This is a genomic window from Aurantimonas coralicida DSM 14790, assembly GCF_000421645.1.
GTDB lineage: Bacteria > Pseudomonadota > Alphaproteobacteria > Rhizobiales > Rhizobiaceae > Aurantimonas > Aurantimonas coralicida.
This window is the reverse complement of record NZ_ATXK01000001.1, coordinates 322,089-342,851: the sequence shown is the minus strand read 5'-3', so window position 1 is coordinate 342,851 and position 20,763 is coordinate 322,089. Positions and strand designations below refer to the sequence as shown.

Below are 20,763 nucleotides of genomic sequence, written 5' to 3'. Positions count from 1 at the left end.
ACGTGAGTGAACTCCTCATGAGAGGAAGCGTGAATTGACGCCACGTCTGAATGCCTTCGCAGCCTCGACCAATGGAAATGTCGCTGCCATCGTGGCCTTGCTTACCCCGCTCCTGATTTTCGTGATGAGTGGAGTCGTCAATCTCTCGACCGCTCATTCCGCCCATTCCCGCCTGCAGAGCGCCGCCGACAGCGCCGCCCTGGCGGCCGCGCGCGAGCTCTACATGGCCAACAGCCGGCCGGAGGTGTTGAAGAGCGTCGCCTATTCCTTCGCCATGACCAATCTCGGCAATCAGGCCGAAGGCGTCACGATCGACGTCAAGATCGGTGGACGATCGGATGCGACCGCCGCGGAATCCGCCATTTCCACCGAAGTCACGGTCACCCTCAACAAGGATTTCGGCAAGTCGCTGCCCATGCCCGACCTGACCGGCGCGATCGGCGAACTCACGGCCAGCGCCACGGCGCGCATTGCCGGCGGCGGCCGCATCTGCGCGATCGCCCTCACCAAGGAGGGCAAGAAGGCCATCGACATTTCGGGCAATGCCCAGGTCCAGGCGTCCGATTGCGCGGTCTATTCCAACTCGATCGATCCCAGCGGCCTGTCGGTCACCAAGGTGGCGAAGCTTTCGAGCGAACTCGCCTGCTCCTCCGGCGGCTATGAAGGGATCGAGTCGAACTACGAGCCCTTGCCGCTGACCGATTGCCCGGCCGTCAGCGATCCCCTGTCCTCGCGCATTCCGCCGGTCCCGACGAAATGCGATCACAAGAACCAGAAGATCTCGAACAACAACCAGATCCTGTGGCCCGGCACCTATTGCGGCAAGCTTCAGGTCAGCGGCTCGAAGATCACCCTGCAGCCCGGTACCTACATCTTCTGGGACGCCAAGGTGAAACTCGACAAGGGAACCGAACTGACCGGCGATGATGTCAGCCTCGTTTTCATCGGCCAAAAATCCAGCCTTGATCTGAAAAACGATTCGATGATTTCGCTGTCAGCGGCCAAGGACGGCCCCATGGCCGGTGTCCTGATCTATGCCGACTCGCAGAAAAAGAAGGCCCGCGACTTCAAGATCGAGAGCAACAACGCCAAGCGCATGATCGGAACGATCTACCTGCCGAATGACAAGTTGACGATCGGCGGCGACAAGAATGCCGATGGCGTATGCGATCCCGACGTGGCGGTCGCCGGTGACGACGACGACGACGACGACGATGATGATGATGATGACGGCGACGGCGGGGGCGGCGGCGCTGGCGCGGGGACACCCGGCTGCAAGGCGAATGTAGGCCAGTTCTCCGACTGGACTGCACTCGTCGCCAGCGAAATCGCAGTCACCGCGGGTGTCCGTCTGATGCTCAACGCCAATTACGCCGATTCCGACGTGCCGGTCCCGGCCGGCGTCGGCCCGGTCGGCGGTAATATCGCATTGGCAATGTAACATTGAGCACCTCGACACTCCTCCTGGCGCCGAATTTGAATTACTTATTTTACGGCGAGCGAAATGCGCAGAATAATTAATATAATAGAGATTTTTCCTATCCAAGATGCATTTAAATTTGAAGGGTGGTTTTGATCATAGGGTTTTCGCGGCAAGGCGGCATTCTAATGAAATTTTCCGTATATTTATTTATTATTTGTGAAATTTATCATCTGTTACTCCGGAAGATGGGCACTTGCAGGCACTCACGAATCCTCTCACGATGATCCATGGCTTAGCCATGCTCGCGCTTGTGTCCATCACATACGGCTTCATAGCGAGAACTGTCTCGTCCGTTCCGTCGCGAGGAGTAATAGTCGGCCTAACGTTCGGCCTAGGCGCCATTTCAACAATGGCCGATCCGATTGTGATGCAGGAGGGTATCTTCATTGATGCCCGAGGCATTATTTTGACGTTGGCAGGACCATTCGGCGGTGTGGCCGCTGCGGTGATTTCGGCGATTTGTGCAATTGCGTACCGCGTTTGGCTTGGTGGAGCTGGCGCACCGATTGGGTGCATGACGATCCTCGTTGCGACTGTAGTCGGCGTCGCATATGCCCGTTACATACCGCTCGACCGGGGGGCTTATACTCTCCGCCAACTCATACTCCTCTCAGCATTCGGCTCTCTGCATGGGTTCTCGGTACTCTTCGTCCTCGCATTCATCCCAGTACCGGGGCTGGTCGGATCGTTGGTACCGCTCTGCATGCTGAATTCAATAGGTATTATCGTCCTGGGAAGCTTCCTCTCGGCGGAGGGTCGCCGACTCTACGCCACCCAGCGACTGGAGAAGGAAGCTGCCACAGATGCACTTACAGGCTTGGCTAACCGTCGCGCATTCGACGCGGCTGCTGCAGCCCTACTGGGAGACGCGGGGACCACGGACCGATCCGTAGCGCTGTTGATGATTGATATCGATCATTTCAAATTGGTGAATGATCGGTGGGGACATGACGTGGGAGATCGCGTTCTTTGCAACGTGGCCGAGATAATCGCTTCGTCCATTCGCTCCGAGGATTTAGCAGCCCGGTACGGTGGCGAGGAGATCGCTGTCCTACTCCCAGACACTACGGCAGATGATGCACTGACGATTTCGGAGCGCATTCGACTAGCTGTGCAAGCTAATATCTATCGAATGCATCGGGATGAAATCAGCGTCACTGTCAGCATAGGGGTCGCGGGTCAAATTGGAGGCAACGTAGACTTCTCTGAGCTTTTCTCGGCGGCTGATCGGGGCCTCTACGACGCGAAAGGCCGCGGAAGGAATCGGTGCGTGACCGGGCAGTTTGGCGCATATCGGCATCCGCGTTCGGGAGCGAAGGGTTATCTCGGGGATCCGATTGCCGCATGTCTACCCCAGAGCTAGCTCGGAGGCGGGCACGGGCTCCCACTACGCAAGCGTTGTACAGAACTGCTGAACTGCTCCTTCCTTGCCAAGCCCCGGCTTTCTTTGCATGCCTCCGGGCTTGGGCGTAGATACTGCTATTCCTCTTCGTATACGTAGTGCCTAAGGCTCTACAACGAGGGGATCCTTAATGCCGCTTCTGAACCGGATGTTTCGCAAGACGCGGGAGACGCTCGCCATCTACTGGGTGCTCGCGCGGATCGTGGCGCCGATCACGATCCTTACCGAGATGCTGTCGCGAATGGGGGTGATCGAGGCCATCGCACCCGCATTAGGCCCGGTGATGCACGTGTTCGGTCTGCCTCCGGAACTGGGCCTTGCCTGGTTGAGCGGGCTCCTGATCGGGATCTGGGGGGCGATTCCCTTGATCTACGTGCTGGTGCCGGCCGCCGATCTGAGCGTCGGCGACATTACCGTCTTCTCGGCCCTTCTGCTGTTTGCCCACGGCCTACCCATCGAGCAGAAGATCATCCAGAAGGCCGGGCCCGCGCTGATCCTCACGACGGTCCTCCGCCTCCTTGGTGGTGTCCTCTACGCCTTCCTGCTGCACCGCTTGCTCGTGGCGACCGGCTGGTTAGCGTCGCCGGTAAATCCTGCCTGGATCCCGATGAACGTCGAGCCGGGCTGGGGGGACTTCCTTCTCGGCCTGCTGGAGACGATGGCCGCGATGCTCGTCATCTTCCTGGCTCTGTCCTGGATGCTGGACATCCTGAAGGCCACCGGGCTACTGGACCTGATGATGCGGGGACTGGCCCCCCTGCTGCGGCTCGCCGGGATACGCGGGGAGGCGGGAGAGTTCACCGCGGTCGGTCTGCTCCTTGGGATTTCCTATGGCGGCGGCCTGCTGATCCGCGAGGCGCGATCGGGTGCGATCTCCCCGCGCCAGATATTTCTCGCCTGCGTCTTCATGGGCTTTGCACATGGCGTCATTGAAGACACGCTGGTCGTAGTCGCGCTCGGCGCTGATCCAATGGGCGTCCTCGTCGGCCGTCTGGTCTTCGCCGTGGCGGCGACGGCTGCAATTTCGGTCCTGACGGCAGTCATCTCCGAAAGGAGCTTCGCGAAATGGGCTTTCCGTCATTCAGCGTCGCAGGTCGGTTGAGAGCGTCAGCCTCAATATGCGATCTGAGAATGTGGCTGGATTATTCCATCTACCCAATTTGGGCTATGCGGCAATGGCAAAAGCTCGGGTAAGTTTACGCGGGGGCTTCGCAACGGATTTTATCGATGCTAGGCAGTCCTTATTGTGACCCGGTCGCTCCCAACGACCGGGTCACAATTCAAATGGAGACACGCTGCAGCTAGAAATGCAATTTGAACGGTCTGTACTTTGTCGTATCGATTTAGCGATCGGACTTGTTTCCTTTGGACTTGGGTCGGCGTCGTCCTTTTATTAGCGATCTTTTGGGCCTCCCTGCTCCTGGCAATGTTTCAGCTCGCATAGAGGGAGATACACAACCACGGCCGTGGTGCGATTATGAGCGCTTGAGCGGACGTACAGAGAAATCGGGTTAGCCGCTTCCTAGCCGGGCCAGCAAAGCGACTACCTCGACCTGACGGGTGAGGCCAAGCTTCGCGTTCATGTTCTTCATATGAGCACGCACGGTATGCTCGGAAAGTCCATTTCGCTTCGCATATTGCATCACGGTCACCCCGTCGAGCAACGCAAGACCAAGCGCGGCCTCTGACTTCGTAAGCCCCGTCGCAGCTTGGATTGTCTCGATTGTGGGCCGATTCCAAGCAGATCGCTCTTGGAGCTTGATGACGCCAACCCTGTTAGCTGGGTTGCCATTTGGGACGACGTACGATCGTACGATCAATGGATGAGAGGTCGATCGGCGACGAATACCGACAGGCTTTGGTAGACTATAGAGTTCTCCTGCCGCGACCCGAATTGTCAGCGCCATCATCCGCAAGAGCGCCTTCTCGGATACCGGTTCGGCTGCGACGAGAGTTCCATTCCGCAACTTGATACCATCGGTCGCGGCCGCCAGTCTTCTGGCAAAGGCATTCATATGCAGTACGGCTCCTGTTTGGTCAAAGATGACGATGCCATCATCCAGCGCGTCGTACGCTGCCACGATGCCATCTTTGGATAGGGTCGTAGCTGACAATGTATCTTGGATCTCGATAACGCGCGCGAGATGCTGTGAAACAATCTCTAGCTTCGCGCGCTCCTCCATCGTGAACTCACCCTTGTTTGCCCCACGATGTATGGTCGGCAAGAATAGTGATTTCTCTCCGTCCATGGTGCAGGCCAGTGTGTTCCAGCATTCGGGATAAGTTCGGTAGAACTCGTTGTGGACGGGGCACTTCGCGATTTCCTCAGGCGACATCAAATCTCGGGTATCGAGTATCCCCCTCCGCCCTTGCATGACGCGCGAAATCCGTACGTCTTTGTCTGCGTAGTCGCGCAGGAACCACATTGCGCCGTCCGGATCGAACGGCTCGGTGAGCTCCCTGTAGGAGCCATCTTTGCCGATGAAGGCTGCTGATATGCGCTCCGAACGAGTTGCTTCCATCAACGTTTGCATGGCACTTTGCCATTCCACAGACCCGTCGATTGTCCCGTAAAGTCGATTTACTGCCTCATCTATCACGTGCATGCCCTCAGCGTTACACGTTATAAGAAGCATCAAAAGGAACGGTAGGCAATTCCCAATCCAGCTATCATGCAAATGCAATTGCAGGATTAGCACTCCGCTCCCGCTAGGCTGTAGCCGGGGGTGGAGTCATTGGTTGAGCGGAAATTTATCGCGCTCGGATGTTCTCTCGGCGACTAGATTGCAGGAATATTCGCGTATTACGTCTTCAGCCAACTGCTCCGGGAATGCCGGATTATATACGCTGACCGCGAACTCCTTCAGAACACCATCGCGCGGAGACTGCGGGGACGTGCAGAATATAATAAATGGTATGCGTCTGCGATTTAATATCTCCGCGGAGAGATGCATATAGCGGCGAGGGGTTTCAACTCCGATTACTGCGACGTCGTATCGACGCCGGAGTAGGTAATCAAAGCGACCCGGGAGCGAGATGCAATCCGAGCCAATGTTCCGAGCTAGCAGAACATCCTCGATGAATGAGGCGACCAAGTCGTCGTCTTCTAAAACGAGCGCCTCAAGAAAACGCGTGGACATTGTCGAACTACGACCGCTTACCGCAAGGACCCGCCATCCACGGCTACGATGGTTTGCTTCCACTCTGATGGTCGGCAAAAAACCTTCGGATAATCACCGCCTTTCAATAAACGCGAACGTGCTGCCGATATCATACCCTCCCGCATACAGTCGGCGAGACCGGCGCTTGGCTCGGACAGTGCAAACCAATGGACCGCGGATTGTCTCTGGCATTGGCTGACCGGCGTGGAACTCAGGCAGATGGCGATTGCGGCTATGAAGTTCATTGGGTGCCCTCCATCGGGCGAAGTGCCCGAACGGGGACCGAGATTATGTGCATCCAGGCGGTAGACATCCCCAGATTTGGGGATCCCGCTTCGATCGGTAGATACAGGCATGCGAGTGCCTTCTCGCGTCTCGTCTGACGGTTGGGTGTGGTTGCCACGCAGCGCAAATGCAACGCTCTCGAGAAAATATCGTGCGTTTTCAACCCTGTAGATGTGTGGCGTTCAGATCATAATCCGCGTGTCGGGGGTTCAAGTCCCTCTCCCGCTACCAAATTTTTCCAGATATTCCAGGTGGTTAGGTCTCGCATGCCGTAGGCCGACTTGCGTGCGGGCTACTCAGCGTGTCATCCTAGGTGACTAAACGTCAGATTGGATGCGTAGTGACGACGTGGATCGAGTATCAAATAATCACGTGAAGGTGTGGCTTGTGAGAAGTTGGCTCATCCAGGCCTAAGATCCGAGCTTAATTTTCGTCGATATCACAAGCATTTGGGCCTCAGGAAGCAAAATGCATTCCTTCATGCTTTCAGTGGCCGCATTTCCTAGTTTTGTAACAGATAGAGTGCCCTAGAATGTTCTGGTGTTTTCGAATAGTCTTGACGTTGATGATTGTTTACAGTTGATTGAGTCGGTGGGCATCTGCTAGCTCGCTCGCAAACATGGATGTTGATTCTGGTCCTCCGTGAATGCATTTGCCTGCCCTCGGGCAACGGAAGCACCCATGCGAGTAGCCGAAGCGTTCGCGTGCCAGAACTCGGTTTAAACTAAACCGTTTGTAGCATACGATATTGGGAGGAAAAGTGTGGGCAGAATAGCAAAACTACTTCCTTTAGGCAGTCTGCTAATGTTCTGTCTCGTGTCACATGCTGCGGTTGCTCAGTCGGTCAGAGATGCAGCATTTTGCAGTAATGTCGTAGATAGGCAATGTGTCGGTGTAATCCCTCACGGGGCTAGTGTATCTATGAGCGCTCTCGACACTGTTGATGGTCGGAAAGCGTTATATTTCTGGGGAAATTTGCGGAATCCAACAGCCGGTCCTGTAGCGTTTTTCTTTACCCGCGACGGAGAATGCTATGAGCGTGAGCCGGTTTCGCCTTCGGCAAAAGCCCTCCGGGAACTCTCTGGTTCAGAGCAGATCTTTGGCGTTCTTAGTTCTATGACCTTCAGGGAGGTTTGGCATGCACTGGGTCTATCGAGTGCCGAGGTCGGCGCAAGGGACATAAAGGTGAATGTAGTTTTCATCCCGGAGACGAATGAATACAGAATTTATGATTATCGTTTTGCTCTTTGTCCCGGAAAATATTCCGCGCGGTTAATTGATAGTGTAGGCGACCCCCTCCCAGGGAACAACGATTTACGCATTGTTGTAGTCGACTAAAACGCTGAAATAGCCTTCGCTCGGGATCGTAGATCAGTCCATGCGACAATCTAAGCTGGCGAGGTGTAATCCACCCTGGAAAGCTAGCCTCAATCAAAACCCGCTTGTCCGGGGGAGCAGTTCCCCTGTCGCTACCATTCTTCCTGCCTAAGAGCGCGGGGCACTCCCCCCTGTCGTAGCAGCTGGATGCCGGCGGACCCTCGACCTTTGCCGGTCACTCCGCCGGGACGGCGGAGGATGGCGGCGGGGCGTCGGGTTCGCCGGCGGAGGGGAGCTCGGCATAGGCGTCGTGGGCTTCGGTGCCCATGTTGTGCTCGGCCTCGGCATCGCTGCGGAAGCGCTGGCGGTGGCGGTGGACCATCAGGTCGTCCCAGCGCAGGGCGCGCATCAGGCCCCAGGCGATCAGGCACAGCACCACGGCGAAGGGGAAGCCGGCGATGACGGCCGCCGCCTGCAGGGCGCCCAGGCCGCCGGCGAGGAGGAGCACCGAGGCGACCGCGCCCTCCGAGACCGCCCAGAAGATGCGCTGGATCTTCGGCGGGTTGGGATCGCCGCCGGCGGTCAGCATGTCGATGACGAAGCTGCCCGAATCGGAGGAGGTCACGAACCACATGACGATCAAGACGGTGGCGAAGAGGGAGGCGACGCCGGAATAGGGGAAGTAGCCGAGGAGCACGAACATGGTGTTGGCGTAATTCTCCCGGGTGGCCTCGATCAGCGCCGGATCGCCGGTGAGCGATATCGAGATGGCGGTGCCGCCGAAGGCAGTGAACCAGAAGAACATGATCGTGCAGGGCAGGAGCATGACGCCGACGATGAACTCGCGGACCGTGCGGCCCCGGCTGATGCGCGCGACGAAGACGCCGACGAAGGGCGCCCAGCTGATCCACCAGGCCCAGTAGAAGATGGTCCAGCTGTTCTGCCAGTCGCCGGCCTCGTTGCCGGCACGCCAGCTCTCGCTCCAGGTGCCGAGCGGGATCAGACGGCTGATGTAGTAGCCGTAATTGCCGACGAAGCTGTCGAAGATGAACAGGGTCGGCCCGACGATCACCATGAAGGCGAGGAAGAGCAGCGTCAGGACGATGTTGATGTTGGACAGGCGCTTGATGCCGCCGTCGAGGCCCGCGACCACCGAAATGGTGGCCATGGCGGTGATGGCGGCGATGATCGCGATCTGAACGCTGACATGCTCGGGCACGCTGAAGAGCTGGGTGAGGCCGGTATTGACCTGGATGGCGCCGAGGCCGAGCGAGGTGACGATGCCGAACATCGTGCCGAAGACGGCGATGATGTCGACGAGGTCGCCCCAGCGGCCGTAGATCCGGTCGCCGATCAGCGGGAACAGGGCCGAGCGGATCGCCAGCGGCAGGCCCTTGCGGAAGTGGAAATAGGCCAGCGCCAGCGCGACGACCGCATAGATCGCCCAGGCGTGGAAACCCCAGTGCATGAAGCTGATGGCCATCGCCTCCTGGGCGGCGGCGACGGTTTCCGGTTCGGCGTTCGGCGGGGCGAAGAAATGGTACATCGGCTCGGCGACGCCCCAGTAGATGAGGCCGATGCCGATGCCGGCGCTGAACAGCATGGAGGTCCAGGAGAACAGCGAATATTCGGGGCTTTCGTCGGAGCGCCCGAGCCGGACGTCGCCGAAGGGTCCGAGCGCCAGGAAGACCACGAAGACGAGGAGGGCGTTGACGAGGACGATCATCGCCCAGCCGAGATAGCCGGTCAGCCAGCCCTGGACGCCGGTGAAGATGGTGTTGGCGAAATCGCTGAAGATCGCGCCGAAGACGATGAAGGCGACGATCAGCAGGGCGGAGACGAGGAAGACCGGGCGATTGACCTTCGGGAAAATCCAGAGGCGTTCTTGCGGTCGCATGCCAGCCATGGTCGATCGAGCTCCGTTTCGCGTCGTTGGTCAGCTACTTATGGGGCGGTCCGGCGGAAAGTCACGCAATGGGCGCTTCGAAAGGTGGCCGCGTGCCAGCCGGCACGGGCGGGGTCTGGCGTGGCGCGGGGGCGACCGCGGGGCGGATCGCCCCGGCGTCGGCGGCGAGCGCAAGGGGGAGCCGCTCAGGCGCCGCACCGGTCAGGCGCGCGACGGGACGCGATCGTTCTGGGCGAGGCCGGTGTCCGCATAGGGGCCCGATGGGCGACGGATTCGGCGAGGGCCGCCACGACCTGGCGATCGGCGGGCTCGCGCTCGCGGAAGGCGAGTTCGAGGCAGTAAAGGCCATGTACGCCTCATATGCCGGGGCCTGCCTCGGTTTCCGCAACGGCAGGAAAATCTATGCACATGACGCAATATTTTGCAATTCTGTGGGCGCGTCTCTAGGATTCTGTACAGTCGGCGGCAGGCGCCGGGGGTGAGGCTTGCCGGGCGTGCGGCGGCGGTGGATAGCTCCAGCTCGCTGCGTTGTCGGTGAAATGGCGTGCGGCGATGTCCGCGGAACCGGGAGACTGCCGTGCCGAACGAGGCGCCACACCGCCATGACGAATACGGGGAGGCCGGTCTCGCGGCGCGGGCCGCCTGGCTGTATTTTTCCGGCGGGATGACCCAGGGCCAGATCGCCAAGCGGCTCGGCGTCACCAGCATCAAGGCGCATCGGCTGATCGCCCGCGCCCATCGCGACGGGCTGGTGCGGGTCTTCGTCGATGCGGAAGTGGCCGAATGCCTTGAGCTGGAGGAGACGATCCGCCAGCGCTTCGGGCTCGAGTTCTGCAGCGTGGCGCCGGATCTCGGCGAGGAGACGGCGCTGCCTTTGCGGGTGCTGGGGATCGCCGGCGCGAACTTCCTGAAGAACGAGATCGAGCGCGGCGAACACGCGCTGATCGGCGTCGGCCATGGCCGCACCCTGGCGGCGGCCGTCGACGCCATGCCGGCGGTGGCGACCGGGCGCACGCGCTTCGTCTCGGTGCTCGGCGGTTTCACCCGGCGCTTTGCCGCCAATCCCTACGATGTCATCCACCGGCTGGCGGAAAAGACCGGCGCGGAGGCCTTCCAGATCCCGCTGCCGACCTTCGCCAACACGGCCGAGGACAAGGCGGTGCTGCTGAGCCAGCCGGGCGTCGGCGAAGTCTTCGACCTCGCCTGCTCGGCGCGGCTGGTCTTTGCCGGCATCGGCGACGTGACCGAGGACGCGTTCCTGTTCACCGCCAGCCTGGTGGGCTCCGACGAGATCGGCGAGATCCGCGCCGGCAAGGCCGTCGGCGAATTGCTCGGGCATTATTTCAACGCGGCGGGTCAGCCGGTGGCGGAAGCCGTCAGCGCCCGGGCGCTGTCGCCGACGCTGGACCATCTGCGGGCCTCGCGGGTCGTGGCGCTGGCGGGCGGAGCCGACAAGGTGTCGCCGATCCTGGCGCTGCTGCGCAGCGAATTCCTGGACGGGCTGGTGACCGACGAGGTGACGGCCCGGGCGATCCTGGCGGAGAACGCCGCCGCGTGAGGGCGGTCAGCGCGCGTCTGGGCCGGGGATGGGAGCACGGGCCCGGTTCCGGGGTGGGGCGGCGGACGACAATCGAGAGGGAGGGACCAATGCGCGACAGCGAACGGGCGGTGCGGCAGCAGATCATCGATCTGTGCCTGGAGATGAACCGCAACGGGATCAATCAGGGCACGTCGGGCAATATCTCGGCGCGCCATGGTGATGCGATGCTGCTGACGCCGAGCGCGACGCCCTACGGGGCGCTGACGCCGGAGATGATCGTCTCGGTGCCGCTGGAAGGCGATGGCTCGGACTGGTCGGGGCCGCTGAAGCCGTCGACCGAATGGCGCTTTCACCGCGACATCCTGCGCGCGCGGCCGGATGCGGGCGCGGTCGTCCATGCCCATCCGATCTTCGCCACGACTCTGGCGATGACCCGCCGCGCGATCCCCGCCTGCCACTACATGGTCGCCGTCTTCGGCGGCACCGACGTGAAGTGCTCGGGCTATGCGCGCTACGGCACGGAAGCGCTGTCCCGCGAAGCGCTGGCAGCGCTGGACGGGCGGACGGGGTGCCTGCTCGCCAATCACGGCGCCATCACCATCGGCAGCGATCTCGACAAGGCGATGTGGCGGATGGTCGAGCTGGAGACGCTGGCCCAGCAATATCACCACAGCCTGCTGCTGCCGGGCGGCCCGGTGATCCTGAGCGATGCCGAGATCGCCGAGGTGCTGGAGGGGTTCGGCAGCTACGGCCTGCAGTCTCGCGACGCCATCGCCGGCTGAGACGCGTCTTTCCCCGCGATGCGAACGGGGCGCGGCGCTATCGCGGGCTCACCATTGCAGGCCGGCGAGATGGTGGTCGACGGTGACGCCCTCCGCGGCAATTCGGGCGGCGACCGTCTCGTCATCGGCACCGGCGAGGATGCCGGTGCGCACCAATGCCTTGGCTGCCCCGAAGGACGCGGCGCCGGCCATGTCGTGGTCGATGCTGTCGCCGACGCAGAGGATGCGCGACGGCAGGATGTCGGCGATCAGCGCATGGGCCGCGGCGTAGATCTCGCCATAGGGCTTGCCGACGAAGGTGACCTCGCCGCCGAGCGCCGCGTAGAGGTCGGCGATCGCCCCGGCGGCCGGCACGAGGCCCTGCGGCGTCAGCATCTCGCGGTCGGGATTGGTGCAGATGCAGGGCACGCCGCGGCTGGCGGCGGGGCGCATGCGGTCCTCATACTCGGCCATGGCGATGCGGTCGGCCTGGCTTCCGGCGATGACGACCAGATCGGCGTCCGCGGCCGCCTCGACGGCGCGGCAGCCGAGCCGGTCGGACAAATTGGTGTCGCCGGGGCTCGACAGGGTCAGGCAGCGGATCTCGCGGTCCCGCGGCAGCGGGATGGTGCCGTCCTCGCAGAGACCGATGGCGACGTCGCCGGAAGTGACGCAGGCGAGATAGAGGCTGCGCGCGATGCCGAGACGGGCGAGGCGGTCCTCGTTGAAGGCCGCCGGCCGGCCGGAATTGGTGACGAACAGCACCGGTTTGCCGAGACCGGCCAGTGCCGCAACCGCCTCGGGCGCGCCGGGATAGGCCGCGGTGCCGTCATGGACGACGCCGAACTGGTCGAGGAAGAAGGCGTCGTAGCGTTCGGCGATGTCGCGAAGTCTGTCGAACTGCATGGCGTGACCGGTCATGGGAGGGCGTTCCTGCCGAGGGCGAGACGGGCCGTGCCCGCCGCCGCATCCGATGCCCGCGCCGGCAGAAAGGGCACGCCCAGCATGGCCCGACGGATCTCCCTCCAGGCCGTGTTGACGGCGCCGCCGCCCACCGTGCGGACATTGCGAAGCGGCGGGGCGCCGAGTGCGTCGAGCTTGCGATACCCCATCGTCTCGATCCGCGCGATGCCTTCGGGGAGCCCCTGCAGGAAAATCGTATCCTCCGCCGGTCGCGGTGTCAGGCGCGGGGCAAAGGCCGTGGATCGGCAGGGCGGCACCCGGCGTTCGGAGCGGTGGTCAAACAAGGCGGCGCAGCCGTGGCGATCATGTTTCGCTCCCCCATGTAGCTGTCCGGCTTGTGCTTATCTTCTCAGCGCGCGTAAAAATTTTCACCTTCTGATGCGCCTGTCAAATGACGCTACGGCAGGTTTCTGTATATGAGGTGCCGAAACCCGGCCGAGTCGTCGCCCGCGCCCGGTTCTCCTGGGCGTGACGGGCCGATGCGGCCGGTTTGCTGGGCGTATCCCTCAAACGGGGGATGCGGAGACGGGCGACCGGCGGGACCATGGGAACAATGCGGGCCGGTGCCCGCGCACCGAAGGGCACGATCATGCATCAGGCTGTCGCGGGTGCCACCGTTTCGAGCCGCAGTTCCGCAGGAAGACGTCGACGCACTCTCGTCCTCGAACGGGCGCGGTGCGTGGGCCGGATGGCAGGTGTCGGGCGATGATGGACGGGGCCGGCAGTTTCGGCGGCAGGATGTCCGGCCTGGAGGCGCTGGTGCTGGTCGACGACCCGCTGGTGGCCGCGTTCATCGAGGACGTTCTCCTCGGACGGGAGATCCTGGCGGATTGCATCAGCCTGCCGGCGAAGCTCGGCTACCTTCTGCGCCGGCACTACGACGTGGCCGTGGTCGGCGTCGATGCCCGCTGCCGCTATCTGCCGATGGTGCTCGCCGTGCTCAAGCGCCGGCGGATCCCGACGCTGCTGTTCTCGGCGAGCGGTGACCTCGGGACCTTCGCCGACGAGTACCCGTATATCGCGACCGTCCGTTACGATCCGGACACGCCGGATTTCCTCGGCGACTACGTGCTGCGGGTTGTCGAGCGCGAGGGACATGCGTGAGGCGCGACATGCAGGCGATGCATCCCGCTTGCACGCAGAGGATGTAATTCGTAGCGTCTGATGGCTTGTCGGCCATCGGACGGAGCGGAGCATGCCACGCGGCGAGACGGACCTTGTCGACAGGATCTACGAGGCTGCCTTCGTCGGCGAGTTCTGGCCGGCCATTCTCCACGACGTCGCCGAAGACGTGGGAAGCTGCGGTGGCGCGCTGCTCGACCTTCATCCGGACGGCATGCGCTGGGTCGGTTCGAAGATGATGTCCGACCTGCTCGCCGACTTCGCGGCGCTCGGCCGCCCGGAGATGGATATGCGGACGCCGCACGGACTGACGTCCACCCATCCGGGTTTCATCACCGAGCTCGACGTGATGACGCGCGAGCACCTCGACACCCAGCCCATGTATACGGAGTTCCTGCGGCCCCGAGGCTATGGGTGGTGCGCCGGGACGGGCGTGAAGGTGCCGACCGGCGACAAGCTGCTCTACACCTTCGAGCGCCGCTATGACGACGGTCCCTTCGACCGTGCCGCCGTGGACAAGCTCGACGCGCTGCGGCCGCATCTGGCGCGGGCGGCCGTCCTGTCCGGACGGCTGGAGCTGGAGCGGGCGCATGCGGCGACGGAAATGCTCGGCCTCGTCGGCCTGCCGGGGGCGGTGCTGTCGCTGTCGCACCGCATCGCCGCGGCGAACCGGCTGTTCGAGGCGCTGATCCCCGACGTGATCCGCGACGGCAGCAAGCGCGTCGCCTTCAGCGATCCGGGCGCCGATGCGCTGCTGGCAGATGTCCTGTCGGAAGGCCGAGCCCGGTCGATGCGCTCGATCCCGCTGGCGGCGCGCGAAGGGCATCCGCCGATGATCGCCCATCTGGTGCCGGTGCGGCTGGCGGCGCGGGACATCTTCTTCTCGGCCTCGGCGGTTCTGCTGATCACGCCCGTGACGCGCCGCGAGGTGCCGTCGGCGGACATCATCGAAGGGCTGTTCGACCTGACGCCGGCCGAATCCCGCGTCGCGCGCGGCATCGCCAGGGGCGGCACCATCCAGACGCTGGCAGGGATCTCCGGCAATTCGCCGGAAACCGTCCGCTCGCAGCTGAAGGCGGTGTTCATGAAGACCGGCCTGTCCCGGCAGGCCGAGCTCGTCAGCCTGCTGGCCGGGCTGCATGTTCCGGGACCGGACCCGGCCGCGGCCGGCAAGGCCGACGCGGATTGATGCCTGTCGCCGCCGTGGAGGCGGGGCCGGGACAGCCGACCCGACTGCGCGCGGCAAGGTCAGCTTGCCAAGCGCCGGTCAGCCGGCGAAATCGTGCCATTCCTTCGCCTGGGCAAGGGCGGCATCGCGCAGCCAGGCGATGTCGCTGCCGGAGGCGACGGCGGCGTAGCCCTCGCCGAGAAGCTGCTGCCAGCTGCGGCCCTGGCGCGGGACGGTGGCCAGCGGCTTGCCGGCGCGGCGCACGGCGGCCTCGGCCTCGGCGATCAGCCGCTCGACCTCGGGCGCGCCGGTCTGGTCGGGCATGCCGGCGCTGCCCGACAGGTCGGCGGGGCCGATGAACACCATGTCGACGCCGGGCACCGAAGCGATCGCCTCGGCATTGGCGACGGCTTCGACGGTTTCGATCTGGGGGATGACCATCAGCCGTTCGTGGGCGGTGGCGACATAGTCCGGCACAAGGCCGTAGCGCGAGCCGCGCACGACGGCAGCGGCGTTGCCGCGCTGGCCGAAGGGCGTGTAGAGGCAGGCGTCGATGACGCTCTGCGCCTCGGCGGCGGAATTGACCATGGGCACCAGCACGGCCTCGGCGCCGGCATCGACGATGCGCTTCAGATAGGCGGGATCGGCGGCCGGCACGCGGATGATGGCGGTGGTCGGCGTGCCGTTCAGCGCCCGCATCATGTCGATCGCCGACTGGATGTCGCCGGTGCCGTGCTCCTGATCGATGATGACGAAGTCGAAGCCGACGAGCCCGACGATCTCGGCCGTGGTCGCATTGGCGCTTTGCAGCCAGACGCCGAAGGATTTCTCGCCCGCGGCCACGCGGGTCTTCAGCCGGTTCTCGCGAGCGGTCACGGGATGCGCCATGGGTCTTCCAATCCGTCAGGTTGCCTGATGAAGTGATAGGCGGGAAAGTTGCGGGACGAAAGCGTCTCGCCGGTTCTTTTCTCCTAAGCGGAGGACCATAAGGGGTGAGGCGGCGGGAGCGCGAGGAGGCGGTGCCGCTTGCCGGACGGTGGCGGGCCCGCCCGTTTCGGCATGTCGCCACATCGGCGCAATTGAGGGGGAGGCGGCCATGCAGGCCTGGCAGATCGACGAATTCGGACCGGCGGACAGCCTGATGCTGCGCGAGGTGCCCGATCCTGTGCCGGGGCCGGGCGAGGTGCTGGTCACGGTTAAGGCGGCGAGCGTCAATCCGGCCGACGCCAAGCTGCGGGCCGGCCGCTCGCCGGGGGCGGATGCCATCCGCTTTCCGCTGACGCTCGGCCGGGATTTCTCCGGCACGGTCGCGAGCCTAGGCGAGGGCGTGACCGATGTCGCGGTGGGCGATGCCGTGTTCGGGGTGCTCGACCGCGGCCATGAGGGCGCCTGCGCCGGCAAGCTCGCACTCTCGGCCGGGCTCGTCGCCCGCAAGCCGGAGGCGCTGTCCCATGTCGAGGCGGCGGCGCTGGCGCTGACCGGGCTGACGGCGCTGGTGGCGCTGGAGGACGTGGCGCAGCTCGCGCGCGGCCAGCGCATCCTGATCCATGGCGGGGCCGGCGGCGTCGGCAGCTTCGCCGTGCAATATGCCCGGCATGTGGGCGCGGAGGTGTTCGTGACGGCCAGTGCGCGCAATCACGATTATCTGCGCGATCTCGGTGCCGACAGCGTCATCGACTACACTGCCACGTCCTTCGAGGAGGCGGTGGCCGATTGCGACGTGGTGTTCGACACGATCGGCGGCGAGGTGCATCGTCGCTCGCTGAAGGTGCTGAAGCCCGGCGGCCTGCTGGTGCACATTGCGCCGGGGCCGGCCGACATGGCGACGCCCGAAAACATCAGGATCGTGCGGCCGCATGTCGGGCGCGACCGGGCGCATCTGACGCGGATCCTCGACCTCGTCGCCTCGGGTACTGTGCGGCCGCCGGAGATCGCGACCATGGCGTTCGCGGATCTGCCGGCGGCGCATGAGCGGATCGAGACCGGCCATGTGCGCGGCAAGATCGTGCTCAGCCCGGTGCCGTAAGCGGCGACAGCGGGGCAAAGAGCAACGGGACAGCTGCGCGAGGGCGACCGGAAACCAGGGAGAGAGCCGATGAGCGAGGAACTGCGCCGCCGGATGGTGGAGGACCAGCTCGTCCGCCACGGCATCTCGGACCGCCGCGTGCTCGAGGCCATGGGACGGGTGCCGCGCGAGGCCTTCGTGCCGGAGGCGCTGGTGTCGTCCGCCTATGTGGACGGGCCGCTGTCCATCGGCGGCGGGCAGACGATCTCGCAGCCCTATATCGTCGCGCGGATGCTGGAAGCGGCGGCAATCGCGCCGGGGGACCGGGTGCTCGATGTCGGCACCGGTTCGGGCTATGCCGCCGCCGTCGCGGCCGAGATGGGCGCGACCATCGTCTCGATCGAGCGCGATACGGCGCTGGGCGAGTCGGCGCGCGCGCGGCTGCAGGCGCTCGGCTACGATGTGGCGGTGACCATCGGCGACGGCACGCGCGGGCTGGAAAGCGCCGCTCCCTTCGACGCGATCCTGGTGGCCGCGGCCGCGCCGGCGGTTCCCGCGGCGCTGCGCGCGCAACTGGCGATCGGCGGGCGGCTGGTGATCCCGGTCGGCCGGACGCGGCAGGGCCAGGAATTGCGCCGGATCACCCGGCGCTCGGCCACGGAATTCGACGAGACCGTGCTCGAGATGGTCGCCTTCGTGCCGCTGATCGGGCGCGAAGGCTGGCCGGACGCTTCGGGCGACGCCGGAGACTGACGGGGTGCGGCTCCGGTGTCGGCGGGACGGGGCGACCCTAGTCGGCGAGGAAGCGGGCGTAGCTCGCCACGTCGACATTGCCGCCGCTGACGATGATGCCGACGCGCTGGCCTTCACAGGGCACCGCGCCGGTGAAGGCGGCGGCGGCGGCCAGGCAACCGGTCGGCTCGACCACCATCTTCATGCGCTCGGCGAAGAAGCGCATGGCGTCGACCAGCGCCGCGTCGGGCACGGTGACGATCGAATCCACCCGGTCGCGGATGATCGGGAAGGTGAGATCGCCGAGATGGGTGGTCAGCGCGCCGTCGGCGATGGAGCGCGGCACGTCGATGCGCACGACTTCGCCCCGGGCCAGGGACTGGCGGCCGTCGTCGCCGGCCTCCGGCTCGACACCGATGACGCGGCAGCCGGGCGACAGTTCGCTTGCGGCCAGCGTCGATCCGGCAAGGAGGCCGCCGCCGCCGAGGCAGACCAGCAGGATGTCGAGCGGGCCGGTCTCGGCGAAGAGTTCGGCCGCCGCGGTGCCCTGTCCGGCGATGATGTCGCGATGGTCGTAGGGCGGGATCAGCGTCAGGCCGCGATCCGTCGCGACGGTGTTGGCCAGCGCCTCGCGGTCCTCGCTGTAGCGGTCGTAGGTAATGACGTCAGCGCCGTAGCCGCGGGTGGCCGCGACCTTCATGGCCGGGGCGTCGGCCGGCATCAGGATTGTCGCCGGCACGTTCTCGATGCGGCTGGCCAGCGCGATCGCCTGGGCGTGGTTGCCGGAGGAATAGGCCATGACGCCGCGCCGGCGCGCATCCTCGGGCAGGGCGGCGATGGCGTTGCAGGCGCCGCGGAACTTGAAGGCGCCGGCGCGCTGCAGGTTCTCGCATTTGAAGTGAAGCGTCGCGCCCGTCCGCGCGTCGGCAAAGCGCGAGGTCAGGACCGGCGTGCGGTGGGCGATGCCGGCGATGCGCTCGCGCGCGGCGGCGACATCGGCGAAGGTCGGAAGGCGGGTGCCGGAGGACGATCCGGCGTTTGCGATTGCGGTCATCGATGGCGCCTCATCTGGAACGGCGCGGCTGCACCCCGCGCCCATGCGCCGTGTTCAACGTGAGCGATGGGGCGATGTAAAGGGCGCCGCCCCGAGGCTGCGAGGCGTGGTGCCGCGACGCCCGGAGGCGCTACCAGCGCAGGAGCCGCCAGCCCAGAAGCGCGCCCGCCGCGACCAGCGCCGAGGCGGCCAGCGGATACCAGACGGCGACGAAGAGCGGCGAATCGTCGGTGCATTGCGCCGCATAGAAGATGGCGGCGAGGGCGGCGGCGGCGAGGCCGGCAAGCCCGCCGGCAAGGGCCGGCCGGGTCGGTGCCTGCCGGCGCAGGGCCCACAGGAAGACGATCAGCGCCGGGGCACCCATGGAGGGGATGGCGGTCAGGCACATCAGCGCGTTGGAGCCCACGAGATAGGCCATCCATGTGTCCGAGGGCAGGGCGATCAGCTCGGCAAGGACGGCGGCGAGCATCACCCCGGCCGGCAGCGCCAGCCACCACAGCCGACGCAGCGGTTCGCCGGGATGCGAGAAGGCCCGCATCGTGACGATGGCGGTGACGGCCAGCAGTCCGGTGACGACGAATTTGAAGTCGAAGCGGATGGTCTGCAGCGCACCGGCGAAATCCGGCCGGACGCCGATGGCGGTGAAGAAGACAAGGCCGGCGAGCGCCGCGGCGACAAGGGCGAGCAGCAGCCAGGACGGGCCTGTCTCCGGCGCGGTCCGCTGGCGGTCGGCGACCAGCGTGTCGATGAGGGTGTCGGTCTGCATGGCGTCAGGTCCGTCCGAATCTGGCGGCGATCGCGGCGAGGCCCCGATGGAAGGCGACCCGCACGGCGCCCTCGGTGACGCCCAGGCGACTGGCGGTCTCGGTGATGGAATGGCCATGGACGGACAGGGAGGCGACGACCTCCCTCTGGCGGCCGGCGAGCGACAGGATTGCGCGGGAGATGTCGTGGGCCTTGGCGTTGGGCATGGTGGCGGGATCGTCCAGCGTGTCGGTGAAGTCGGCGATGTCGAGATTGATGCGCCGGCCCTCGCGGCGATAGGCGTCGATCGCCTTGTGGCGGGCGATGGCGAAGAGCCACGGCTTCACGGGCTCGCCCTCGCGCCACGTATGTCGTTTCAGATGCACCGCCATCAAGATCTCCTGGACCAGATCCTCCGGATCGAAGCCGCCGGCATGCACCGGCGCCCTGGCGCGGGCAAAGCCGCGCAGAAGGCCCGCGACCTCCTGCAGGAAATCACGATAGGCGCCGTCGTCGCCGGCGTTGGCCGCCATCAAGAGGGATTCCAGTCGTCCGGGCCGGACGGGCGAGGCAGGCTTCATGTCTGGTCCTTCGCGCGCAGTGCCTTGGATGTTTCGCAGCATGGCGAATTTTTCCGCCGGCAGGGCGCGACGCGGTTCACATGATGGTGATGGTCGAGAGGGCGTAACGAACCGGGCAGCGAGGGCGAAGACAGGGAGGCGGGACCGGCAACGGTGTCGCCCGATCAAAGGTCTCGAAGGAGGATTCCATGGACCGTCGCTCTCTCAATCTCGCACTGGCGGGCTCGCTCGCCGCCGCCCTGACCGCCTCGGCGCTGCCGGCTTCGGCGCAGGACAGCAAGGATACGGTGAAGTGCTACGGCGTGGCGCTGGCCGGCCAGAACGACTGCGCCGCCGGCCCGGGCACGACCTGCGCCGGCACGTCCAGCGTCGACTACCAGGGCAATGCCTGGAAGGCGGTGCCGGCCGGAACCTGCGAAACCATGGACGTGCCGGGCGACCGCATGGGCTCGACCGAGCCGCTGACCCGCGACGTGCCGAGCTGACACGGCCCTGACCGGAAGGCCCGGCCGGCAAGCCGGGCCTTCCCCCGACGCTGG

19 protein-coding genes are annotated in these 20,763 nt (G+C 64.6%); 11 read left to right on the top strand and 8 right to left on the bottom strand.

From position 1 onward, the window contains the following. Positions 1–34 precede the first annotated feature (34 nt). From H536_RS0101630 to H536_RS0101620, 3 genes are all read left to right on the top strand, one after another. The gene (locus H536_RS0101630; protein WP_024348810.1) at positions 35–1,441 is read left to right on the top strand and encodes a pilus assembly protein TadG-related protein; all 1,407 of its coding nucleotides are present in this window, start codon (positions 35–37) and stop codon (positions 1,439–1,441) included. A 235-nt stretch (positions 1,442–1,676) separates the two neighbouring features. After that, on the top strand, positions 1,677–2,846 hold the full coding sequence (locus tag H536_RS23065) for a GGDEF domain-containing protein (RefSeq protein ID WP_155898346.1): 1,170 nt from the start codon (positions 1,677–1,679) through the stop codon (positions 2,844–2,846). 169 nt (positions 2,847–3,015) lie between these two features. Beyond that, positions 3,016–3,987, top strand: a complete 972-nt coding sequence (locus H536_RS0101620; RefSeq protein ID WP_024348808.1) for a nucleoside recognition domain-containing protein — start codon at positions 3,016–3,018, stop codon at positions 3,985–3,987. A gap of 409 nt (positions 3,988–4,396) precedes the next feature. On the opposite strand, the gene H536_RS0101615 is transcribed toward H536_RS0101620, so the two are convergent. Beyond that, a complete protein-coding gene (locus tag H536_RS0101615; protein WP_024348807.1) occupies positions 4,397–5,419 on the bottom strand; it encodes a helix-turn-helix transcriptional regulator in 1,023 nt (340 codons plus the stop codon). Between the two features lie 1,833 nt (positions 5,420–7,252). Between H536_RS0101615 and H536_RS24180 the strand changes: the two genes are divergently transcribed. Further along, on the top strand, positions 7,253–7,669 hold the full coding sequence (locus H536_RS24180; protein ID WP_155898344.1) for a hypothetical protein: 417 nt from the start codon (positions 7,253–7,255) through the stop codon (positions 7,667–7,669). A gap of 214 nt (positions 7,670–7,883) precedes the next feature. Here H536_RS24180 and H536_RS0101610 read toward each other — a convergent pair whose 3' ends face one another. After that, on the bottom strand, positions 7,884–9,554 hold the full coding sequence (locus H536_RS0101610) for a BCCT family transporter (RefSeq protein WP_024348806.1): 1,671 nt from the start codon (positions 9,552–9,554) through the stop codon (positions 7,884–7,886). Positions 9,555–10,218: 664 nt separating this feature from the next. Between H536_RS0101610 and H536_RS0101600 the strand changes: the two genes are divergently transcribed. Both H536_RS0101600 and H536_RS0101595 read left to right on the top strand, forming a co-directional pair. Beyond that, positions 10,219–11,112 carry a sugar-binding transcriptional regulator gene (locus H536_RS0101600; RefSeq protein WP_029702551.1) on the top strand — a complete coding sequence of 298 codons (894 nt, stop codon included), beginning with the start codon at positions 10,219–10,221 and terminating at the stop codon, positions 11,110–11,112. An 89-nt stretch (positions 11,113–11,201) separates the two neighbouring features. Beyond that, a complete protein-coding gene (locus tag H536_RS0101595) occupies positions 11,202–11,876 on the top strand; it encodes a class II aldolase/adducin family protein (RefSeq protein WP_024348803.1) in 675 nt (224 codons plus the stop codon). A gap of 48 nt (positions 11,877–11,924) precedes the next feature. Here H536_RS0101595 and H536_RS0101590 read toward each other — a convergent pair whose 3' ends face one another. Both H536_RS0101590 and H536_RS24175 read right to left on the bottom strand, forming a co-directional pair. Next, on the bottom strand, positions 11,925–12,776 hold the full coding sequence (locus tag H536_RS0101590) for a TIGR01459 family HAD-type hydrolase (RefSeq protein WP_024348802.1): 852 nt from the start codon (positions 12,774–12,776) through the stop codon (positions 11,925–11,927). Next, positions 12,773–12,967 (bottom strand): FGGY-family carbohydrate kinase, encoded by a 195-nt coding sequence (locus tag H536_RS24175; RefSeq protein WP_155898343.1) that lies wholly within the window; start codon positions 12,965–12,967, stop codon positions 12,773–12,775. Before H536_RS24175 ends, H536_RS0101590 begins: the two co-directional genes overlap by 4 nt. A 556-nt stretch (positions 12,968–13,523) precedes the next feature. Here H536_RS24175 and H536_RS0101580 point away from each other — a divergent pair. After that, a complete protein-coding gene (locus tag H536_RS0101580) occupies positions 13,524–13,922 on the top strand; it encodes an ANTAR domain-containing protein (protein ID WP_024348800.1) in 399 nt (132 codons plus the stop codon). 91 nt (positions 13,923–14,013) lie between these two features. Continuing rightward, entirely contained in the window at positions 14,014–15,129 is a 1,116-nt protein-coding gene (locus tag H536_RS0101575) for a helix-turn-helix transcriptional regulator (protein ID WP_024348799.1), read from the top strand. 78 nt (positions 15,130–15,207) lie between these two features. Here H536_RS0101575 and H536_RS0101570 read toward each other — a convergent pair whose 3' ends face one another. Further along, on the bottom strand, positions 15,208–15,996 hold the full coding sequence (locus H536_RS0101570) for an HpcH/HpaI aldolase family protein (protein ID WP_024348798.1): 789 nt from the start codon (positions 15,994–15,996) through the stop codon (positions 15,208–15,210). 208 nt (positions 15,997–16,204) lie between these two features. Between H536_RS0101570 and H536_RS0101565 the strand changes: the two genes are divergently transcribed. Both H536_RS0101565 and H536_RS0101560 read left to right on the top strand, forming a co-directional pair. Then, positions 16,205–17,134, top strand: a complete 930-nt coding sequence (locus H536_RS0101565; RefSeq protein WP_024348797.1) for an NADP-dependent oxidoreductase — start codon at positions 16,205–16,207, stop codon at positions 17,132–17,134. Between the two features lie 69 nt (positions 17,135–17,203). After that, entirely contained in the window at positions 17,204–17,866 is a 663-nt protein-coding gene (locus H536_RS0101560) for a protein-L-isoaspartate(D-aspartate) O-methyltransferase (RefSeq protein WP_024348796.1), read from the top strand. A 37-nt stretch (positions 17,867–17,903) separates the two neighbouring features. Here the strand turns inward: H536_RS0101560 and H536_RS0101555 are convergent, their stop codons facing one another. The 3 genes from H536_RS0101555 to H536_RS0101545 form a co-directional block, all read right to left on the bottom strand. Next, on the bottom strand, positions 17,904–18,899 hold the full coding sequence (locus tag H536_RS0101555; RefSeq protein ID WP_024348795.1) for a threo-3-hydroxy-L-aspartate ammonia-lyase: 996 nt from the start codon (positions 18,897–18,899) through the stop codon (positions 17,904–17,906). A 130-nt stretch (positions 18,900–19,029) separates the two neighbouring features. Then, the gene (locus H536_RS0101550) at positions 19,030–19,665 is read right to left on the bottom strand and encodes an NrsF family protein (RefSeq protein ID WP_024348794.1); all 636 of its coding nucleotides are present in this window, start codon (positions 19,663–19,665) and stop codon (positions 19,030–19,032) included. A gap of 4 nt (positions 19,666–19,669) precedes the next feature. Next, a complete protein-coding gene (locus H536_RS0101545) occupies positions 19,670–20,224 on the bottom strand; it encodes a sigma-70 family RNA polymerase sigma factor (RefSeq protein WP_024348793.1) in 555 nt (184 codons plus the stop codon). Between the two features lie 188 nt (positions 20,225–20,412). Between H536_RS0101545 and H536_RS0101540 the strand changes: the two genes are divergently transcribed. Then, positions 20,413–20,709 (top strand): BufA1 family periplasmic bufferin-type metallophore, encoded by a 297-nt coding sequence (locus tag H536_RS0101540; RefSeq protein ID WP_024348792.1) that lies wholly within the window; start codon positions 20,413–20,415, stop codon positions 20,707–20,709. Positions 20,710–20,763 lie beyond the last annotated feature (54 nt).